The sequence below is a fragment of the Paraburkholderia sp. HD33-4 genome (assembly GCF_021390635.1).
Lineage (GTDB): Bacteria > Pseudomonadota > Gammaproteobacteria > Burkholderiales > Burkholderiaceae > Paraburkholderia.
The window spans coordinates 3,175,543-3,195,868 of record NZ_JAJEJS010000002.1 but is presented as its reverse complement, the minus strand read 5'-3'; the positions used below and the strand labels follow the sequence as shown (position 1 = coordinate 3,195,868).

Sequence of the window (20,326 nt, the reverse complement as noted above, 5' to 3'; positions counted from 1 at the left end):
GCAACGATGAAACTGCTTCGTTATGGGCCGAAAGGCCAGGAAAAGCCGGGCCTGCTCGACGCGCAAGGCAAGATTCGCGATCTGTCGAAGGTGGTCGGCGATATCGACGGCGCTGTGCTCGGCGATGAAAGCCTCGCGAAACTGCGCGCGGTGGATCCGGCTACGCTGCCGGTCGTCGAAGGCAATCCGCGCGTCGGACCGTGCGTCGGCAAGATCGGCAAGTTCATCTGCATCGGCCTGAACTACGCGGATCACGCGGCGGAATCGAATCTGCCGGTGCCGGCCGAACCGGTCATTTTCAACAAGTGGACGAGCGCGATCAGCGGCCCGAACGACGACATCGAAATCCCGCGCGGCTCGAAGAAGACGGATTGGGAAGTGGAACTCGGCGTGGTGATCGGCAAGGCGGCGAAGTACGTGGACGAAGCGAACGCGCTCGAGCACGTGGCCGGTTATTGCGTCATCAACGACGTGTCGGAGCGCGAATGGCAGATCGAGCGCGGCGGCACGTGGGACAAGGGCAAGGGCTTCGACACGTTCGGCCCGATCGGCCCGTGGGTCGTTACGCGCGATGAAGTCGCCGATCCGCAGAACCTGAGCCTGTGGCTCGAAGTGGACGGTCATCGCTACCAGAACGGCAGCACGAAGACGATGATCTTCAGCGTCGCGAAGGTGGTGTCGTATGTGTCGCAGTGCATGAGCCTGCAGCCGGGCGACGTGATCTCGACCGGCACGCCGCCGGGCGTGGGCATGGGCGTGAAGCCGAACCCGGTGTTTCTGAAGCCGGGGCAGACGGTGCGTCTGGGTATCGAAGGACTGGGCGAGCAGACGCAGAAGACTTACGCGGCGGAGTAAGCGCGCTTTCTCTTCCCGTCATATCGCCGTGAGATGCAAAGCCGTTCCTGTTACGCGCAGGAGCGGCTTTTTTCATGCTACGCGGCCTTAATTTCCCCCCTCCTGCTCGCCATTCTCCCCAATCCTGTTCACGGTCCCCTGCGCAACCGCCACCAGCTTCTCGCGATTGCCTTCCATCACGAACACGCTGCACTGGCAGGTCGCCTGATGCCTGCCCGCATAGACGACGTTCGCGCGCGCGATCAGCGTGCCCTTCATCGCCGGGCGCAGATAGTTGATCTTGTACTCACCGGTCACGACTCGCGGACCGAGCGACAGCGCGCCCGCGAACGTCAACGCATTGTCGGCGAGATAGCTGATGACGCCGCCATGCACGAAGCCGTGCTGCTGCCGCAGTTCGTCGCGAATCGGCAGACACAGGGTGAGCTCGTCGCTGCCGGCGTGCATCAGCTCTGCGCCTAGCAGCATGCTGAACGGCTGGGCGTGCAGTGCGGCGCGCGCCCGGTCGAGTAGGTCGGTCATCGTGGTTCCTTCGTGCAGGGTCGGTGTTGTGCATCGGTGCAACAGAGCATCCGCGCGACGCGCGCCACGCGGTCCCTACCCACTCTAGGAAGTGCCGCTGCACTGCGCAAGGTGATTCCTCGCGACGAGCGGCGCATTGTTGCGCAAAACATCCTCAATCGCGACGATCGCCGATGAAACCTGCACGTAGAGCGCTTTTTGCGGGAATTGGTCTCAAGCCGTCAAACGGCCTGCCGTTAACCCTGGTGTAACCCCCCGTCATCCTTTGTTCCCAGGTGTCCACGATGTTCAGCAAGATCAAGGTCGCATCCGGCCTGCTATGTGTTCTGGCCGCGTTCTGCGTCTTTCAACTCGTCACGGTAGGGTTGGGCTTCTGGTCGCTGACCCGCACGCACGACGACGTTGGCGATCTGTCGAACATCGCGCTGAAGCAGGTCGACTCGGTCAACCAGACGACGCAGCGCCTGATGGACGCGCGCATCAACCTGTCGCGCGCCGGCACGCGCATGGTGCGCGGCGGCACCGAGCCCACCGACATCGTGCAGCACGCTCGCGAACAGCTCGTTGCCGCCGATCAGTCTTTCGCGGCCTTCATGAGCGCGCAGAAGACCAGCGACGAAAACAGCGCGCGCGCCACCGCGCTCGCCGAACGTTATAAGACGCTGCACGACGCGCTCGCGGAGCTCGTACAGTATCTCGACTCGAACAATATCCAGGCCTTCCTCGATCAGCCTACGCAGTCGTTTCAGGATGCCTATCTGACGGAAGTGCACAACTTCGTGCAGTTCGGCGACGCCGCGAGCCGCGCGTCGCTCGATTCGATCGATGCTCGCGTCGCGGCATTTCGCATCGTCAGCGTGGTGATTCTGCTCGTGCTGGTCGCCGGCACGCTCGCTGTCTATACGGCGCTGCGCCGCGGCGTCGTGGCACCGCTCGAGGAAGCGGGCCGCCATTTCGAACGCATCGCGCAAGGTCGTCTCGATCAGCCGATCGCCTCACGCGGCAGCAACGAAATCGGTCGCCTGTTCTCGGGCCTCGCGACGATGCAGGCGAGCGTCGCCCGCACCGTCAAGAGCGTGCGCGAATCCGCCGACTCGATCCATCTTGGTGCCAACGAAATCGCGACCGGCAACGCCGATCTGTCGGCGCGCACCGAAAACCAGGCGGCATCGCTCGAGGAAACGGCGTCGAGCATGGAAGAACTCACGGCGACCGTCCGGCAGAACGCCGACCATGCGCGCGAAGCCAACGCGCTGGCCGAGACCGCGCTCGACGCGACGTCGCGCGGCAGCGAAGTCGTCAACCAGGTGGTCGACAAGATGCGCGGCATCGCGCAGAGCTCGGACAAGATCGCAGAGATCATCTCGGTGATCGACGGCATCGCGTTCCAGACCAACATCCTCGCGCTGAATGCGGCCGTCGAGGCGGCGCGCGCGGGCGAGCAGGGTCGCGGCTTCGCGGTCGTGGCCGGCGAAGTGCGCGGGCTCGCGCAACGCAGCGCGCAGTCGGCGAAGGAAATCAAGACGCTGATCAGCGAGTCGGTCGCGGAGATTCAGGGCGGCTCGACGCTCGTCGAGCGTGCCGGTGAAGCGATGAGCCATGTGTCGGCATCGATCTCGCGCGTCACGCAGATGATGGCCGAAATCAGCGCGTCGTCGCTCGAGCAGAGCACCGGCATCGAGCAGGTGAACCAGGCGGTCGTGCAGATGGACGAGATGACCCAGCAGAACGCGGCGCTCGTGGAGCAGGCCGCGGCGGCGGCCGCTTCGCTGCATCAGCAGACCGAGCAGTTGAAACAGGCCGTTTCCGTGTTCGAAATTTCTGAAAGTGTGTTGCGCACGCAACAGCACGGGGCAGTGTTCGCAGCCAACGCGGAATTGGCATTATCCGGAATGCATGCGCTTTAAGGCGCTGACGCTTAAAAACGACGCAGAAAATAGAAAATGGCCCGCATAAAGCGAGCCATTTTGCATTAGACGCAGGGGCCTCTAGAGGCGCCTATCGTGACGTCCAAGTCTGTCTCAAAGTACCTGTGGTACTTAGATCGACTGGATGTTCGCAGCCTGCTTGCCCTTCGGGCCTTGCTTGACTTCGAACGACACTTTCTGGTTTTCCTGCAGGGACTTGAAGCCCGAAGACTGGATTTCCGAGAAGTGTGCAAACAGGTCTTCGCCGCCGTCGTCCGGGGTGATGAAGCCGAAGCCCTTTGCATCGTTAAACCACTTAACAGTACCTGTTGCCATTTTTAATCCAAATAAATGTTGTGTATTGCATCGCGACCGCAATTGCTCCAATGCAACGGCGAGCGCGAGGGGAGAGTTGTATCACGTCTTTATGACAGACGCCAATCAACCTGCATCCGGGTATTCCCCGGTTTTGATGTTTTTTCGCGCTTTGAGAAGGTCAGACGAGAACTTTTTTGCGCTTGGGGTTTACCAGCGGCATTAAATTCCTCCCGCGACGCGGCGGCGGACATTCGTCCATCCGTGCTGCTCTTTATTGAGATGATCAAGCGCTCAACGTCATCTATCGTTGTCCAAATTCGGCCAAGTTCACGCTCTCGTGTCGGCGTCCACGGGCAGCGCCGCATAGGCTGTGGCTAGATGATACGGCGTGGTTGACGGCATGTCGGCGCGCGCGATCTCGCCGCTCGACGTCTTGCATTCGAACCAACCGTGTTCATGCAAAAAGCATCGATGAAAACACGCGATCTGTTGCGGCAGCGCCGCACGCACGGCCGGATCGTCGTGACAGGCAAGTGCGCGCAGGTATTCCGTCTGCGCCCAGATCCGCTGGGTCGAGTCGCTGACATTGCCGGCCTCGTCGAGCGATGCGCACACGCCGCCGTTGTCTGGGTCCACGCCATGCTGCTGCGCGAAGGCGAAGGCGCGCGCCAACGCTTCGGCGAGCCCTGTGCCGGCGAACAGCGCGCCCGCCTGCCTGACCAGCCAGTACCACTCGAACTGATGTCCCGGCTCCAGACGGTTGCCGCTCGCGCCGATCGGCAATTCGGCGATGCAGCCGCTCGGCGTATGCACGAAGTGTCGCGCGACCGCGCCAGCGAGGCGGCGCAACGCGGCGCCGAAGACGTTGTCGCGGGTTGCTTCGCAGGCGGCGAGCCACGCTTCGGTCAGGTGCATCAGCGGATTCTGCAGCGGCTTGCCGATCACCTGCGAAAAGTCGACGTTGAGCGCGGCGTTGAACAGATCGCCGTCGGCCGCGAAGTTCGACTGGATTAGTGCGGTCGTGCTGTGCACGAGTTTCAGCGCGTCGAGGTTGTCTGAGCGCCGCGCGTATTCCGCGCACGCGAACACGACGAACGCGTGCGTGTAGAGGTCCTTGGTCGTGTCGAGCGGCACACCGAGCGCGTCGACGCTGTAGAACCATCCGCCGTGGTCAGCGTCCCGAAAGGTGTGCGTCAGCGAATCGAACAGCACGCGCGCGTGTTCCATGTCGCCCGCTTGCGCGAACGTGAACAACTGCCGCGCACACGCCATCGCCCGGTAGCGTTGCGGGGGCAGCGGCTCGCCTCCGGTGGCGTCGAGCGCTTCGTAGGGCAGCTGCAACGCGTGGTTGAAGCCGGGCCCCCGCCACATCGGCAGCACCACGTTCGCGAAGTGCTCGCGCAGCGAGGTCGCGACGGTGGTCGTCGATGCAGGGGGAAGGGTCGTGCTTGGCATGGTCGGTTGGGTCGGGCGCGCAACGTGCGCAATTTATCTGTATCGAGGCAGCGCTCAGGGCGGCGGTTCAGGATCGCGATCGCCGAGACCGTTGCGGTGTGCGGGCTAGCATAAAGCAAACGCCTCGCGCTGACACCTTGGGTCAAGCATCTGAAATGCTCGACGCCTATGAGGGGTGACAGACGCATCAGTCGCATCAGACGCGCCAGGTGCAAGAGCCGCGTGGAATGCGCAACGGCAGCCGCGCACGCTAAGCCACCGCTGCCGCTGATTTCAAATAAGGCGACGCGAGTTCGTGAAAGACTCGACCGGGCTCGAAAGCGCGCAAATCGTCGGGGAATGGCTTCGGCGCGGGCGGAGCGCCATGCGACAATGCTGGCTCTAAATATTCCAATGGCAATGACGAGCGGCATCCGGCGCCCCGTTCCCGGCGACGACCGCTTTTTCCTCTATGGCAGATTCCGCAGCATCCCCGCAGTCCAGGCCCCGGCGCGTCGCTTCGAAGAAGCAGCGCCAGGGCGCCGTCTCTACCGAAACCGAAAACAAGCTGGCACGCGCGGCGCGCTCGGCGCAACGCCTCGCACAACTGAGCAGCGTCGCGCGCGACGACAGCACCCTTGACCTGTTCCCTGACGATCCGACCCGTGCGACCGTCGAGGCGATGAACATCGACTTCCGCCAAGGCACGCTGCACGGCTTCGAATTGCCGGACGTGGTGCTGCAGGCGGTCGGTGCATTCGATGAACACGTGGCGCTCGACAAGACTGCGCGCCGCGCACCGCGTGCAGCGAAGCTGGATGCGTCGATGCCGGTGAACGAGCAGTTGAGCGGATTTGACGTCGAGCCGGTGGTGGTGGCTGCGGATGCGCCCGCAAGCACGTCCGCGAATGGCGCTCCCGACCATGCGGCGCCGAACGCCGAAGCAAACCCCGACGACAAGCCCGTGGTGATGTCGCGTGAGCCATCCGCGCCGCTCAGCTCGGCGATGGCCGCCGCGACTGTCGCGCGCAGCGTGACCGCGTTGCGCCAGGCGGCCGAAGCGGAATCGGCGGCGACGGCGGGCGCAGGCAAACCGCAGCAGCGTTTCGCCGCGACCTTCGCGAAAGCCGCGACGGCATCGCGCGATGCGGCCGCGGCGGCAACCCCGGCCTCACCTGCAACTTCGGCGTTGACCGATGGCAGTAGCGCGACCCAGTCCGCCAGCGAGTCCGCGACGCGTCCGCAGTCCACGTCGTCCGAGGCTGTAACCGCGAAACAGGACGACAGGCCCGCGACCGCCACGCCCTTGACGACACCCCGACCCGTGTCTGCGGACAACCCCGCCGGATTCGCCACTTCGTGGCGTGACGGGCGCCGCACCGACGCGGCCGCCGCCGCGCTACGCTCGGAGCCGGAACTCGACCGCGCGCGTGCCACGGCGTTCGCCGATACCGTCGATGCGCTCTACGGCGTGATCGCTGATCAACGCCGCGCCGCGACCGATCATTCGCGGCGCGTGAAATGGATGCTGTCGATCGTGGTCGGCGCGCTGCTGGTGACCGTCGCGATCGGCATCGCGCAGACGCTGCTGCTGATGCGCCTCACGCGCGAGACGACGGCCCAGCAACACCGCATCGAACAGATGATGCAGAACCAGCAGGCGGCGATGGTGAGCCTGCTCGACGCGCATACGGCGATGGCCGCGACGACGAATGCCGCGTCGGTGCCCGCCGCAACGACCCCAGCGACGCCCCCCACGGCGCCCCTACAGTCCGGCGCGACGCCGGCGCACGCGAGACACGCCCGCACTCCGCACGGTGGTCGGCCGCCCAATCGCTAAATCGGGGACGTTGTCGCGATACAACGTGTGACAGTCCCAAGAGAATGCGACTAGGCGCTACACCAAAAATTTGCTGCATTGCACTAGCTTTTTCCTAGGGAAAACCCTAGAATCATGGCTAAGGGAAAACCCTAGCAATGCAGTCACTAACCGGGAGTCGCCATGAGCTACATCTTTGCACTGTTCCAAAAGGTCAGCGACCTCTTTGCGTCGCCCCACCTGCCGCTGGATTCGGACTACTCGTACGCAGCGCGTGCCCGTGAGGCAGAGCGTGTGCGCCGCGCGCAGTCGACGCTGTTCGGCATCAAGCTGTCGGACTAAGTCCAGCCGTTCCGTCCTGGGCGCGACACAACGCGCCGGGGCGCGCACCTCGGGTGCGCTTTTCATTGAGCCACTATTCGCGAAAAGCGAATCGTGGCTTTTTGTTTTGGCGCGCGGTTATCGCGGCGCACCATTGCGACGAACAGGCTGTATCACCGTAGGACCGTGCGCCCGTCCGACTCCTTCCGAAATATTTCGGGCCCGAAATGAATGTAACGAGCTTTCGCGCTGATTCAGCGACTCGAACCACAGCGTCGCTTCGTAAGCCTTGTTGAATGAAGCTCGAAAGCGAAATCGCGCGGCCGTCATCCGTCCCCATCTATGAAATGCACGCTTACAAGTGCTCACGTCTTCATGCGAATCGGGCCGCTAAAGTGGGTGTCAAGCGTACGGCGTCTGGTTCGGCTCACGAGCGAAGCGAATCAAGCGAATCGCCCGACCCGAACAAAACCGGACGCTGGCCTGGAATAAAACTTTGACGGGAGGTCATCATGAAAACCATTGGCAAGGCATCGCGCACGCTTATCGCAACGCTGCTCGCGGGCGGCGCACTCATCGCGGCCGGTAGCGCATCCGCGCAAGAGCGCGTGATCGTCGAGCACGGCCCGGCGCCGGTCGTGTACGGTCAACCGCACATGACGCCGGTCGGCGTGTCGATCAACATCGGCTGGCACGGCGATCGTTACTGGGACGGCCATCGCTACTGGGAGCACGACGAGTGGATGCGCCATCATCCGCGCGACTACGATCCGCACCACCACGGCGACGATCGCGACGATCACCGCCCGCCGCCGCGCTACTAATGCGCGCCTGACGGCGCCGCAACAGGCGGCGTGAGTCCACGAAGCCGGTCTTCCCGCCACGGGAAGGCCGGCTTCGTCGCATCCGGGCTTACGAGTCGGACCGTGGTATTGGGCGTGCTGCGCTATGCTTCGGGGCTTTCATCGACGGCAGCGGGAGCGCGTGTGGACAAGACACTGCAGGACATAACGATAGGGGTGGTGGGCACCGGACTGATGGGCGTCGGCATCGCGACGCAGGCCGCATTGCACGGATACCGGACCATCGTTCACGACGTCGATCCGACGCGGCTCGCGAGCGTCGCGCTGAAAGCGCAGGCCGTGCTCGACGAGCTGATCGACCTGGGCCGTATCGATGATGCTGCCAAACAGGCGGCGCTCGCGCGCCTCGAAACGCATGCGCAGCTCGACGCGGTCGCAGACGCGCGCTTCGTGATCGAGGCGATTCCCGAGGTGCTCGAACTCAAGCATCGCCTCTACGCGACACTGACCGGCCTGCTCGCCGACGATGCGATCCTCGCGAGCAACACCAGCGGCTTTCCGCCCGACCAGCTCGCCACACCGCTGCGCGCGAAAGAGCGCTTCGTGATCGCGCATTTCTGGAACCCGCCGCACATGATTCCGCTCGTCGAAGTCGTGCCGGGCACCGAGACCGCGCCCGAAGTCGTGCAGCAAACCGCCGGGCTGATGAGCGCGATCGGCATGGAGCCGGTCGTGCTCGCGAAGGCGATTCCGGGCTTTGTCGGCAATCGGCTGCAGTTCGCGGTGCTGCGCGAGGCGTTGCACATCGTGCGTTCGGGGGCGGCAACGCCCGAGGTCGTCGATCGTGTGATGAAGGCTTCGCTGGGACGCCGTTGGGGCATCGTCGGACCGTTCGAGGGCGCGGACATGGGCGGACTCGACACCTTCGTCGACATCGCGTCGCACCTGATGCCGCAACTTGCCAAGGACGAGGACGTGATCGATCTGCTGCGCGCGCAGGTCGACGCGGGGCGTGTCGGCGTGCGCAGCGGTGCGGGTTTTCATGACTGGGACGAAGCGCGCATCACGCGCGTCAAGGAAGGGCGCAAGCGCGTGATCGGGCGCGGCTAGTGCGGTATAAATAGCCCCTCCGTGCCCGCCTTCCGGCCGCTTGTCGCGCTAACCCACACGAGTTACGAGCGAACCTGCGTCAACCTCAAGTCAACCCCAAGCCACGTCATGTCCCACTACTTCTACGATCCCGCCGTCGGTCACGGCCTGCCGCACGATCCTTTCAAGGCGATCGTCGCGCCGCGGCTGATCGGCTGGATTTCGTCGCGCGATGCCGAAGGCACGCTCAATCTCGCGCCCTACAGCTTTTTCGGCGCGTTTGCGACCTTTCCGCCGATCATCGGTTTTTGCAGCGAGGGCCGCAAGGACAGCCTCGTCAACATCGAGGCGACCGGCGAATTCGTGTGGAACCTCGCCACCCGGCCGCTCGCCGAGCAGATGAACCGCTCGTCGGCGCCGGTTGCGCCGCACGTCGACGAGTTCGCACTGGCCGGGCTCACGCCCGCACCGGGCCGCAACGTCGCGGTGCCGCACGTGGCCGAATCGCCGGCCGCGCTCGAATGCAAGCTGCTGCAGATCGTGCGTCTGCATGACGTCGACGGCAAGCCGATGGATAACTATCTGTCGCTCGGCCAGGTGGTCGGCGTGCACGTCGACGACGCGTATCTGAAGGACGGCCTGTTCGACACGCACGCCGCGCAGCCGATCATGCGCGCGGGTTATCGCGCCGACTACGCGCAGATCGGCGAGATGTTCCAGATGATCCGGCCAACGGCCTGAGCCTGCCACGCGCTACCTTCACTGATCGGCTCCACTGGCCTGCTTGATGCTTGCAAGCGGCGCTCCACCGCGCCGGTATCGATGCCGGCTCACCTTCCTGGAGCGCGATCATGTCCACCGCATTCGCCACGCAATTCAGCCATATCCGTCCGCAGGACACGTCGTACGTGGATCAGGGCTTGCGCGACTTTTTCCTTTACCGCGATCTGGGGATCGCCGGGGCGACCGGCGGCAAGGTGCTCGCGCAACTCGTCAAGGCGAATCACGCACCAGAGCAAGGCACCGGCTGGCACCGTCATGAGGCCGATTTCCACATCGTGATCATGCTGAAGGGCTGGGCGCGCTTCATGTACGGCGACAAGGAGACGCTCGTCGCGGCCGGCGATTGCGTGCATCAGGCGCCGGGCATCGTCCACTTTCTGTTCGACTATTCGGAAGACATGGAGTATCTGGAGATCGTGTCGCCGGCCGACTTCAGATCGATCGACGCCGAGCCGCCGTGCGAGGTGCCCCCTGCGACGCCGTGGCGTGACGCGACGGTTTGAAGAAGGCCTCACGGCTCGCGAAACGCTCATAGCGAGGCGATAACCGTTGCGGCCCGCGCGTCAAGACGGAGTGGTCGCGCGGGCATGGCTCAGGATGTCGCGGGCGGCCGCCTACGTGTGGACTCAGCGGGCGTTTGCGCCGCCGAGTCGCTGCTGCCGTTGGCGCCCCCGCTCCCACCCACGGGCGCATCCACTTCCACCCCGACGACCGCGGCCGCTACCGGCGCGGCCGCCGTGACTTCGGCTGCGGTCGCCGCTGGCACCGGCTGGATCGGACGCGCGCGCGAATTGACGAGCACCGCGCGCGGTTCGTTGTCGTAAATCACGGCCCGCACGCGCGGATAAATGTGCTGCTCCCAGCGACGCCCGCTGAACACGCCGTAGTGGCCGACGCCCGTTTGCACATGATGCGTCTTCAGATACGGCCGCAGACGATCGCACATGTCCTGCGCGGCGAGCGTCTGACCGACCGCGCAGATATCGTCCTTTTCGCCCTCCACGGTCAGCAACGCGGTGCGCCGAATCTTCGACGGCTCCACCAGACGCCCTTCGACTTCGAGCGCGCGTAACGGCAGCGCATGCTGCTGAAAGACTGTGTCGACCGTTTCCAGGTAGAAGTCGGCGGTCAGATCCATCGTCGCGAAGTATTCTTCATAGAAGGTGCGAATCGTGTCGGCCTTCTGCGGATCGCCCTTGCCGCGCTCGTAGTACATCGTTTCGAACGAGTCGGCGTGGCGGCCCGGATTCATCGCCATGAACGCGGCCAACTGCACGAAGCCCGGATACACGCGACGCTGCGCGCCGGCGAAGCCGAACGGCACCGCGCTGATCAGGTTGCGCTCGAACCACTCGATCGGCCGGCTTTTGGCCAGTTCGTTGACGCGCGTCGGATTGATGCGCGTGTCGATCGGGCCGGCCATCAGCGTCATGCTGGCCGGCTGCGCGGGATGGTCGTCGGCGGCCATCAGCGCGACGGCGGCGAGCGCCGCGACGGTCGGCTGGCAGACCGCGAGCAGATGCGTGCCGGAACCGATCTCCGCGGTGAAGTCGATCACGTGTCGCACGAATTCGCCGAAGCCGAAGCGGCCATCGCTGAGCGGCACGTCGCGCGGGTTGTGCCAGTCGGTGATATAGACGTCGTGCTCGGCCAGCATCGTGCGCACGGTCGCGCGCAGCAGGGTCGCGAAGTGGCCCGACATCGGCGCGATCATCAGCACGCGCGGCTGCGGCGTCGACAGCACGGCGTCCTTGCGAAAGTGCAGCAGCGAGCAGAACGGCGTGCGCGCGACAACTTCCTCGACCACGGCGACCGGCTCGCCTTCCGTGACGACGCAGTCGATGCCGAACGGCGGCCGCTTCGGCGTGAGCCCGCCGAGCATCAGCAGTTCGCAGGCTGCGCGCAGCGAGCGGCCGTGCGGTGTCTGCGCGAACGCGGACCACGCATCGAGCGAGTGGTTCGCCAGGGCCGCGCCGTGCCGCATTGGTAGCAACATGTCGGCACAGGCCTGATAGGCGGGATAGGCGAACAGATTCATACTTTCACACGAATGCACCACAAACAAAGGAGCCCGAATAAAAGCAAGTGATGCGCCAGGCGCTTGCACGCATTGCCCCGCATGTCGTCTCACGTCGTCGCATGTGCTGGCGCATCGGCACATCCCTTGCATGCGAAGGCGAAATGGGCCGGTCTTGCCGTGCTTTGGTGCGTGCACGCACGGTGGCGTGCATGGGCCGGCCAGGCGCGGCGTGATGCCCGATCTGGAGGAGACCCGTATGGGGAATACTACGCTTACGATTAGCAGCAGGAATTATTCTTCGTGGTCGCTGCGCGGCTGGCTGCTGGCGAAGTTCAGCGGCTTGCCGTTCGAAGAGATCGTGGTGCCGATCGACGACCCCGCGACGCGCGCCGAACTACTGTTGCTGTCGCCGTCCATTCTGGTGCCGTGCCTCGTGCATGACGACGTCAAGGTCTGGGACACGCTGGCGATCGCCGAATATCTGAACGAGCTGAAGCCGCAAGCCGCGCTGTTGCCGCACGAAATCCGCGCCCGCGCGCATTGCCGCTCCATCTGTGGCGAGATGCATTCGGGGTTCGCGTCGTTGCGCTCGGCGTTGCCGATGAACCTGAAGGCGCATTTCCCAGGTTTCAAGGTGTGGGCACGCGCGCAATCGGATATCGAGCGGATCGTGACGATCTGGCGTGAATGTCTGAACGAATATGGCGGCCCGTTCCTGTTCGGCGAGCGGACCGCGGCGGACGCGATGTACGCGCCGGTGGTCACGCGCTTCGTGACCTACGACGTGCAACTCGATCCGGATATCGTCGAATACGGGCAGCGCATCATGGCACTGCCCGAAATGCGCGAGTGGATCGCGCTCGCGCGTCAGGAGGTGGAGGAAATCGACGAACTGGACGTCGAGTTCTGAGCGCGGCGGCGTCGTCCGCCGCCGCTCGCCGCCGTCCGCATCGAGCAGACCCGTTAGCCGCGCTCGCCTTCGAGCTTGAACACGCTGACCAGCTGCGCGAGCCGCGCAGCCTGCTCGCGCAACTCGGCCGCCGCGGCCTCCGCGTCGCCGACGATCGTCGCATTCTGCTGCGTCGCCTCGCCGATCTGCGTGACCGCCAGATTGACCTGCTCGATGCCGCCCGACTGTTCGCGCGACGCGACGTTGATCTCGCTCATGATCGCGCGGACCTGACCGACCTGGGTGACGATTCCCTGCATCGTCGCGCTCGCCTCTTCGGCGATGCGAAAACCGCTGTCGACGTTCGCGCTCGACGCCGCGATCACCCCCTCGATCTCCTTCACCGCCGCCGCGCTGCGCTGCGCGAGCGCGCGCACTTCGGACGCGACGACCGCGAAGCCCTTGCCGTGCTCGCCCGCGCGCGCCGCTTCGACGGCCGCGTTCAGCGCGAGGATGTTGGTCTGGAAGGCGATGCCCTCGATCACCGTCGTGATCTCGGCGATCTTCTGCGACGAGCGGCCGATCTCGCCCATCGTCGACACCACGCGCTCGACCGCGCGGCCGCCTTCGAGCGCGGCGTCGGCGGCGTGCGTGACGAGTGTGTTGGCCTCGGTCGCGTGATCGGCGTTCTGCTGCACGGTCGACGTGATCTGCTCCATGCTCGTGGCGGTTTCCTCGAGGCTGCTCGCCTGGCTCGCGATGCGCAGCGCGATGTTGCCGCTGCCGGCGGCGATTTTCTCGGTGCCCGCCGACATGTCGGCCGACGCGTTGCGCACCTGCGCGACGATGCGCGCGAGGCCCTCGCCAATGCCATCGATCGCCTGCATCAGGCGGCCGATCTCGTCGGCGCGCGCGCGTCCGTGCCGCGCCACGCGCACGCTCAGATCTCCCGCGGCAAGGCGCTCGGACGCGCGCGCGGCTTCGTCGAGCGGACGGCTGACGAGCCGCCGCACCGCGACGAGGAACACGATCGCGAACAGGCCGACCAGCGCGAGGCCAAGCAGCAGGAACGCGTTGCGGGTGCGCACGACGTCGGCCATCACTTCGTCGCGCGGCGCGACGCCGCCGACGAGCCACTGCCACTCCGGCACCGTAACGAACGACACGAACTTGTCGCGCGCGTCGCCCTCGTTAAGCGTGGCGTCGGCCGAGCGGTAGTCGAACTCGCCCTGTTTCATGTCGAGCATGCGCTGATACGGCGCGTTCGCGTCGTCGGCTTTCTGGCCCGCGGCGGCCGGATGCACGAGCAGCTTGCCGCGCTCCGCGCCGCTCGACGCGTCGAGCACGAAGTAGTAGCCGCTCGCGCCGATCTTCAGCGCGCGGATGCCGTCCTGGACCGACTGGATCTCCTTGTCCACGTCGACGCCGACGAAAAGCGCGCCAATCACGCGGCCGCTCGCGTCGGCGATCGGCCGGTACTGCGTGATCATGCGCTTGCCGAACAGCGCGGCGAGGCCGGTGTACGAGCGGTTCGCGAGCAATGGCGCATACGCCGGCCCCTTACGGTCGAGCAGCGTGCCCACCGCGCGGGTGCCGTCCTGCTTCTTCAGCGACGTGGTCACGCGCACGAAGTCGTCGCCGTTGCGCGCAAAAACGGTCGCGACCGCGCCGCTGCGTTCGAGAAACTGGTCGGGAATCGTGAAGTCGAGGTTCAGCACCTTGTCGCCGGCTTTGAAAGTCGGCGTCGCGGTGCCGCCGATGTCGACTTTCTGCGTGTCGTCGAGCGAGAAGTCGGTGGGCAGGAAGCTCGCGAATAGCGCCATCGACCGATCGACCTCGGCCGACAGCGCCTTGTCGAACAACGCGATCATCGCGGCGATCGAGCGATCCTTTTCGGCGATGCGCGCGAGCACCTGATCACGCACCTGGTCGCCGGCCGCGCGGGCGAGCGCCCACGCGAAGGTGCTGAAAATCAACGCGACCAGCACGCAGGAGAGCACGGCAAGCCGTGCGCCGACGCTGGCGCGGCGCGAGAAGAGAGAGTTCATGGGCAGGCGTGAAAAGGGGACAGGCGATACGCGTCGGGCGTGGCCGCGAACGGCATCGATTTACTGGTTTACGGCGCGGGAGGCGAGGGGCTTTAGGATGGGTGAAAGCAATTCGTAATAGAACGAAGGGGGCCAGAACGGGCCCCCAACAGAAGGACGACGCGGAATGCTGGAAGGTATCGTTGCGCGGCTCAGCGCACCGGATCCACGATTCGGCCGGGCGCGCTTCGCCACGTCCTCAGCAGCAGTGCATTGGTGACCACACTGACGCTCGAAAACGCCATCGCCGCGCCCGCGAGCATCGGATTGAGCAGGCCGAACGCGGCCAGCGGAATGCCGATCAGGTTGTACACGAAGGCCCAGAACAGGTTCTGCTGGATCTTGCGCCAGGTTCTGCGCGAGATGTCGATCGCATCGGCGACGAGCGCCGGGTCGCCGCGCATCAGCGTGATGCCGGCTGCGTGCATGGCGACGTCGGTGCCGGTCGCCATCGCGATGCCGATGTCAGCGGCGGCGAGCGCTGGCGCGTCGTTGATGCCGTCGCCCGCCATCGCGACGATGCCGGCGTGGCGCATCTTCAGGTCGCGGATTACGCGGGCTTTGTCGTCGGGCAGCACTTCGGCGTGGAATTCGTCGATGCCGAGCGCCCGCGCGACGCTCGCCGCGCTGCCGCGGTTGTCGCCGGTCACGAGCACGCTGCGGATGCCCATCTGCGCGAGCCGCGCGACGGCCGCGCGCGCGGTCGGCTTCACCGTGTCGCCGAAGCTGATCAGCGCGAGCGCTTCGGGGGCGTGCGGCGCGCGCGACATCAGCCACGACACCGTGTTGCCCGCAGCTTCGAGTTCCTTGGCGCGGTCGGCGAGCGCGGTCGGCAGAGCAATGTCGAGCTCGCGCAGCCAGCGTGTGCTGCCGAGGGCGAGGGTGCGGCCGTCGACGTCGGCTTCGACGCCCCGGCCGGCGACGGCGCGAGCGGCGCTGGCGTTCGGGCCGCCCTTGTCGGCGCCGCCCATTTGCCCGCACTGAGCCTCGTGCGCGCGCACCATCGCCCGCGCCAGCGGATGATCGCTATGCCGCTGCACCGCCGCCGCGAGCGCGAGCGCTTCGTCGCGGCTCACGCCGCCAACCGGCTCGAATGCCGTGACCGATGGCTGGCCGAGTGTCAGCGTGCCGGTTTTGTCGAACGCGACGATCGATACGCGATGCGCGATTTCCAGCGCTTCCGCATCCTTGATCAGCACGCCGTGGCGCGCGGCGACGCCGGTGCCGGCCATGATCGCGGCGGGCGTCGCGAGTCCGAGCGCGCACGGGCAGGCGATCACCAGCACCGCGACCGCGTTCAGGATCGCGGTTTCCGCGCCCGCGCCGGCGATGAGCCAGCCGATCAGCGTCAGCGCGGCAAGCGCGAGGATCGCCGGCACGAAGACTTCGCTGACCCGGTCGACGAGGCGCTGGATCGGCGCCTTCTCGGCCTGCGCGCTTTCGACGAGCCGGATGATGCGCGCGAGCGTCGTTTCCGCGCCGATCGCGGTGGTCGTCACCACGAGCGCGCCTTCGCCATTGATCGAGCCGGCCGTGACGACGTCGCCGGACTGCTTCGGCACCGGCAGACTTTCGCCGGTGATCAGCGCTTCGTCGATATGCGTACGGCCTTCGAGCACCGCGCCGTCGACCGGCACGCGCTCGCCCGGCCGCACGACCACGACGGTGCCGACGCGCACCTGCGCGAGCGGCACCTCGCGTTCGCCGGCGCCGTCGCGGATGCGCGCGCGCTCGGGGCGCAGCGCGTTGAGCGCGCGGATCGCGTCGGTGGTCTGGCGCTTCGCGCGCGCTTCGAGCCATTTGCCGAAGCGCACCAACGTGATCACGACCGCCGATGCCTCGAAGTACAGATGCATCGTGTCGCCCGGATGCGTCGCGAGTTCGTAGACGCTGATGCCGTACGCGGCCGAGGTGCCGAGCGCGACCAGCAGGTCCATGTTGCCTGCGCCGGCGCGTACCGCGCGCCAGGCGGCGCGATAGAAGCGCGCGCCGAACACGAACTGCACGATCGACGCGAGCACGAACTGCGGCCATGCCGGCAGCATCGCGTGGAGGCCGAACCATTCGCCGAACATCGGTGCGACGAGCGGCAGCGTCAGCAGCGCGGATGCGACGACGCTCGCGAGGTCGCGGCGGGTTTGAATCTGCTTGCGGTCGACGGCGGGGGCGGGCGGCGTGGCGACGGTGTCGACGTCGGCGGTCGCGGGGTTGGCTGCCGTCGCTTCGGCCGGAGCGGCTGGAGCGGGCGGCGCGCTCAGCGTCGCTTCGTAGCCGGCTTTCCTGACGGCTGCGATCAGCGCGCCAGGATCAGCGGATGCATTGTTTTGCGGATGTACGGTGGCGGTTTCGGTCGCCAGATTGACCGACGCGCGCGCGACGCCTGGCACCTTCGCGAGTGCTTTTTCGACCCGCAACGCGCAGCCCGCGCAGGTCATGCCGCCGATCTCCAGCTCGGTGGTTGGCGGCGTGATGGCGGGGGCTGCCGCGGTTTGCGTCGCGGTTTGCGCGGCAATCTCGGCGCTCGCAACCGGGGTTGCATCGTATCCCGCCTTGCGCACCGCATCTGCAAGTTGCTGAGGCCCCAGCGTTGCATCGCTTTCCACTCGGGCGCGCTCGGTCGCCAGATTCACCGACGCGCGCCCCACCCCCGGCAGTTTGGTCAGCGCCTTTTCGACGCGGCTCGCGCACGACGCGCAAGTCATCCCGCCAATGTCGAGTTCGACGACGCGCGCGGGTGAAGAGGAGGCGGCAGCGTCGGCGGGGCGCTGCGGGTTGGCAAGGTCGGTCATGGCAAGGCTCGTGGCGGCATTGGGCCGCGTCATGAATCCAGTATCGACCTTCCAGTAATGGGAAGGTCAAGCCCGGATCATCCGGCCGCCGTCAAAACGCCGGCGGCGCATCCAGCATCGCCTGCCCCACCGCCTTCTGTTGATCGCCGTCGCGCGCGAGCAGCGTTTGCGCCGCGCCGCGCCGGTCTTCGGCCGCCTTGTTCTGCCCGAGCTTCCACTTGCCGACCAGCCGCGTCACCTCGATCTCGATACCGACGATCGCGCCGAGCATCTGCGCGATGTAGTCGGCCGGCGCGTCGCCCATCTTCCACGGCACCGGCTCGCCGGCTTCCATCTTGCGCGTGAGTCGCGCGACGAGGCCGCGCACGAACGATTCATCGTCACGCACCACAATCCTGCCATGTGCATGCACGACCATATAGTTGTAGGTCGGCACCTGTTTGTGCGTTTCGTGTTTGCTCGGATACCAGGTCGGCGAAATATAGGCGGTCGGCCCCTGGAAGATCACGAGCGCTTCAGGACGGGTCGAGACTTCCTGCCAGACCGGGTTCGCTCGCGCGACGTGCGCGCGCAACACCAGACGTGACGAATCCGCCGCGTCCGCCTGCGCCTCGAACGGCAGATGATTCGCGTCGAGCCCATTGGGGCCGTTCGTAATCAGCGCGCCGAACGGGTGCTCGGCGATCAGGCGGTGAAGAACCTCTGGACGGTTCTCTTCGAAATGGGCGGGCATGTACATTGAAACGCTCCGAATGCGGGACGACGAAAGAGTGGGGGAATCGGAAAGCAGGTGGATCGACGAATCCTTGAATCGAAAAAGCATGACGCGCTCGCGCGAGCCGTTGGCGCGGGAACATAATGTGGCAACGACGCCGATTGTTCCATCGGTGAGCCGCCTGCGCGCCGACAGCCGCAATTCCATGCTTTGTGCTTGCCTGGCTAGCAAGGATACGATACAACGCGATGTTGTCGGAATCGCAATCCGCGGACTGGCTGCGCAGTGTTTCGGGAGAACCGCGCATGTACCTGGCACTGCACACCGGCATCTCCCATAGGGCTGCACGCTCCGCACTCTGAACGAATGATAAAAAATCTCCAAGAATTGTTTTTGCTTCAACGAACCTGCGCATCGCTCGCGGGTCTCGCACTGCTGGCCAGCTGTGCGTCGACCCCCACCGCGACGCAACAAAGCACCGGCTGGATCAAGGACGAAGTCGCCGACTCGTACGTATTCGGCTATCCGCTCGTGCTGATGAGCGCCGCGCGCGACGCGGCGGTCGGCACCGAGCCGGGCCAGGCGCCTTTCAACACGCTGCGTCACGCGCAGGCGTTTCCGCCGATCGGCGCGGCCAACCCGCCGCAGCCGAGCCTCGACACGCTCGACTCGACCGGCTGGCTCGACCTTGCCGCCGAGCCGGTGATCCTGGCGCTACCCGATTCGCACGGCCGTTACGTCGATGCGCGCGTGCTCGACATGTGGACCAACGTCGCATGGTCGACGGGACCGCAGTTCGCCGCGGGCACGGGCGCCGCGAAGGGCCTGCGCGCGCAGACGATCGCATTCGTCGCACTGGGCTGGAAGGGCGAGCTGCCGAAGGGCGCGACGCGTGTCGAAGTGCCGACCCGCAACGCATGGGTCAGCGTGCGCATCCAGTCGAACGGCGCGCGCGATCTGAACGCGGTGCGCAAGCTGCAGCACGCGATCCGGCTGGAGCCGCTGAGCGTGTTCGTCGGCGACGCGGAGCCGGCGGTGCCGCCGCGCAGTTACGCGAGCGGCGTCGCGGCCCCGAGCGGCACACCGGCGCAGCAGGTCGCCGCGCTCGACGCGAGCGGCTTCTTCAACCGTCTTGCCGACGCGTTGCCCGACAGTCCGCCTACACCGGCCGATCCGCACGCGCTCAAATTTCTCGCCGACCTCGGCGTCACGCCAGGCGATCCAGTGAAGCTGCCGAAGTCATCCGATGTGCTCGCGGCCGGTCTCGCCGACGGTCGCGATCGCGTCGCGGCGCCGCCGTCGAATCTGCTGAGCGCGAACGGCTGGAGCTGGTTCGGCGACGCCGTCGGCAACTACGGTCCCGACTATGGGCTGCGCGCGTATGCGGCGAGCACGCAGTTGGGCATCGGTACCAAGGAAGACGAAGTACGCGCGTTCGTCACGCAGGACAGCGACGGCAACACGCTGAACGGCGCGAATCGCTACGTGATTCACTTCGCGGCGAACCAGTTGCCGCCGGTGCGCGGCTTCTGGACGATCACCGCGTACACGAAGGATGGCGCGCTGAGCGAGAACGCACCGTCGCGGCTCGCGGTCGGCGATCGCAATGGCGCGCGCCGCAATCGCGATGGTTCGCTCGACGTGATCGTGTCGTCGACGCGCAGCCGGACCGGCAACTGGCTGCCCGCACCGCGTGCGGACATGCAACTGGTGCTGCGCCTGTATGCGCCGAAGCCGCAAGCCACCGACGGCAGCTGGCAGCCGCCGCCGGTCGTGCGCCAATGACGTGAACGGCGCGCGGGCAAACCGCGCGCCGTCCGGTCTCGTTATCTAACGCTCGCTTGAATTCGCATCGCTGGAAAGCGAATCGGTCAGCAGCACGAATCGTAAAGGCAGGCCTGACATTCCTGTCTAACGATTGATTCACGACTTATACTGCCGCTTGCGGGATCTCTGTTTTTCGCGGCGGGCTTGC

17 protein-coding genes are annotated in these 20,326 nt (G+C 65.8%); 10 read left to right on the top strand and 7 right to left on the bottom strand.

Going from position 1 to position 20,326, the window contains the following annotated elements; all coding sequences use genetic code 11:
• Window positions 1-6 precede the first annotated feature (6 nt).
• Window positions 7-855 carry an ureidoglycolate lyase gene (locus L0U84_RS34300; protein WP_233856500.1) on the top strand — a complete coding sequence of 283 codons (849 nt, stop codon included), beginning with the start codon at window positions 7-9 and terminating at the stop codon, window positions 853-855.
• An 87-nt stretch (window positions 856-942) separates the two neighbouring features.
• Here the strand turns inward: L0U84_RS34300 and L0U84_RS34295 are convergent, their stop codons facing one another.
• Window positions 943-1,377: a PaaI family thioesterase gene (locus L0U84_RS34295; protein ID WP_233856498.1), complete on the bottom strand. Its 435-nt coding sequence runs from the start codon at window positions 1,375-1,377 to the stop codon at window positions 943-945.
• Window positions 1,378-1,661: 284 nt separating this feature from the next.
• Here L0U84_RS34295 and L0U84_RS34290 point away from each other — a divergent pair, with 284 nt between their 5' ends.
• On the top strand, window positions 1,662-3,284 hold the full coding sequence (locus tag L0U84_RS34290) for a methyl-accepting chemotaxis protein (protein ID WP_233856496.1): 1,623 nt from the start codon (window positions 1,662-1,664) through the stop codon (window positions 3,282-3,284).
• A 132-nt stretch (window positions 3,285-3,416) separates the two neighbouring features.
• On the opposite strand, the gene L0U84_RS34285 is transcribed toward L0U84_RS34290, so the two are convergent.
• Together L0U84_RS34285 and L0U84_RS34280 are read right to left on the bottom strand one after the other, a co-directional pair.
• Window positions 3,417-3,620 carry a cold-shock protein gene (locus L0U84_RS34285; protein WP_085488605.1) on the bottom strand — a complete coding sequence of 68 codons (204 nt, stop codon included), beginning with the start codon at window positions 3,618-3,620 and terminating at the stop codon, window positions 3,417-3,419.
• A 309-nt stretch (window positions 3,621-3,929) separates the two neighbouring features.
• A complete protein-coding gene (locus L0U84_RS34280) occupies window positions 3,930-5,057 on the bottom strand; it encodes an AGE family epimerase/isomerase (RefSeq protein ID WP_233856494.1) in 1,128 nt (375 codons plus the stop codon).
• Between the two features lie 451 nt (window positions 5,058-5,508).
• Between L0U84_RS34280 and L0U84_RS34275 the strand changes: the two genes are divergently transcribed.
• The 6 genes from L0U84_RS34275 to L0U84_RS34250 all read left to right on the top strand — a co-directional run bounded on the left by L0U84_RS34275 (window position 5,509) and on the right by L0U84_RS34250 (window position 10,354).
• The gene (locus tag L0U84_RS34275) at window positions 5,509-6,876 is read left to right on the top strand and encodes a hypothetical protein (protein ID WP_233856492.1); all 1,368 of its coding nucleotides are present in this window, start codon (window positions 5,509-5,511) and stop codon (window positions 6,874-6,876) included.
• A 162-nt stretch (window positions 6,877-7,038) separates the two neighbouring features.
• Window positions 7,039-7,197 (top strand): hypothetical protein, encoded by a 159-nt coding sequence (locus L0U84_RS34270; protein ID WP_168991371.1) that lies wholly within the window; start codon window positions 7,039-7,041, stop codon window positions 7,195-7,197.
• A gap of 491 nt (window positions 7,198-7,688) precedes the next feature.
• On the top strand, window positions 7,689-8,000 hold the full coding sequence (locus L0U84_RS34265) for a hypothetical protein (protein WP_233856490.1): 312 nt from the start codon (window positions 7,689-7,691) through the stop codon (window positions 7,998-8,000).
• 213 nt (window positions 8,001-8,213) lie between these two features.
• Entirely contained in the window at window positions 8,214-9,089 is an 876-nt protein-coding gene (locus L0U84_RS34260; RefSeq protein WP_233856943.1) for a 3-hydroxyacyl-CoA dehydrogenase family protein, read from the top strand.
• Between the two features lie 108 nt (window positions 9,090-9,197).
• The gene (locus tag L0U84_RS34255) at window positions 9,198-9,809 is read left to right on the top strand and encodes a flavin reductase family protein (RefSeq protein WP_233856488.1); all 612 of its coding nucleotides are present in this window, start codon (window positions 9,198-9,200) and stop codon (window positions 9,807-9,809) included.
• A gap of 110 nt (window positions 9,810-9,919) precedes the next feature.
• Window positions 9,920-10,354 (top strand): cupin domain-containing protein, encoded by a 435-nt coding sequence (locus L0U84_RS34250; protein ID WP_233856486.1) that lies wholly within the window; start codon window positions 9,920-9,922, stop codon window positions 10,352-10,354.
• Window positions 10,355-10,443: 89 nt separating this feature from the next.
• On the opposite strand, the gene L0U84_RS34245 is transcribed toward L0U84_RS34250, so the two are convergent.
• A complete protein-coding gene (locus tag L0U84_RS34245) occupies window positions 10,444-11,889 on the bottom strand; it encodes a polyhydroxyalkanoate depolymerase (RefSeq protein ID WP_233856484.1) in 1,446 nt (481 codons plus the stop codon).
• A 238-nt stretch (window positions 11,890-12,127) separates the two neighbouring features.
• On the opposite strand from L0U84_RS34245, the gene L0U84_RS34240 reads away from it, so the two are divergent.
• Window positions 12,128-12,781: a glutathione S-transferase family protein gene (locus tag L0U84_RS34240; protein WP_233856482.1), complete on the top strand. Its 654-nt coding sequence runs from the start codon at window positions 12,128-12,130 to the stop codon at window positions 12,779-12,781.
• 53 nt (window positions 12,782-12,834) lie between these two features.
• On the opposite strand, the gene L0U84_RS34235 is transcribed toward L0U84_RS34240, so the two are convergent.
• The 3 genes from L0U84_RS34235 to L0U84_RS34225 form a co-directional block, all read right to left on the bottom strand.
• Window positions 12,835-14,808, bottom strand: coding sequence for a methyl-accepting chemotaxis protein (locus L0U84_RS34235; protein WP_233856480.1), 1,974 nt, complete (start codon window positions 14,806-14,808; stop codon window positions 12,835-12,837).
• A 191-nt stretch (window positions 14,809-14,999) separates the two neighbouring features.
• The gene (locus tag L0U84_RS34230; RefSeq protein WP_267939989.1) at window positions 15,000-17,636 is read right to left on the bottom strand and encodes a heavy metal translocating P-type ATPase; all 2,637 of its coding nucleotides are present in this window, start codon (window positions 17,634-17,636) and stop codon (window positions 15,000-15,002) included.
• Window positions 17,637-17,727: 91 nt separating this feature from the next.
• Complete coding sequence (locus tag L0U84_RS34225; RefSeq protein WP_233856478.1) at window positions 17,728-18,375, bottom strand: FMN-binding negative transcriptional regulator; 648 nt, start codon at window positions 18,373-18,375, stop codon at window positions 17,728-17,730.
• A 342-nt stretch (window positions 18,376-18,717) separates the two neighbouring features.
• Here L0U84_RS34225 and L0U84_RS34220 point away from each other — a divergent pair, with 342 nt between their 5' ends.
• On the top strand, window positions 18,718-20,136 hold the full coding sequence (locus L0U84_RS34220; RefSeq protein WP_233856470.1) for a DUF1254 domain-containing protein: 1,419 nt from the start codon (window positions 18,718-18,720) through the stop codon (window positions 20,134-20,136).
• Window positions 20,137-20,326 lie beyond the last annotated feature (190 nt).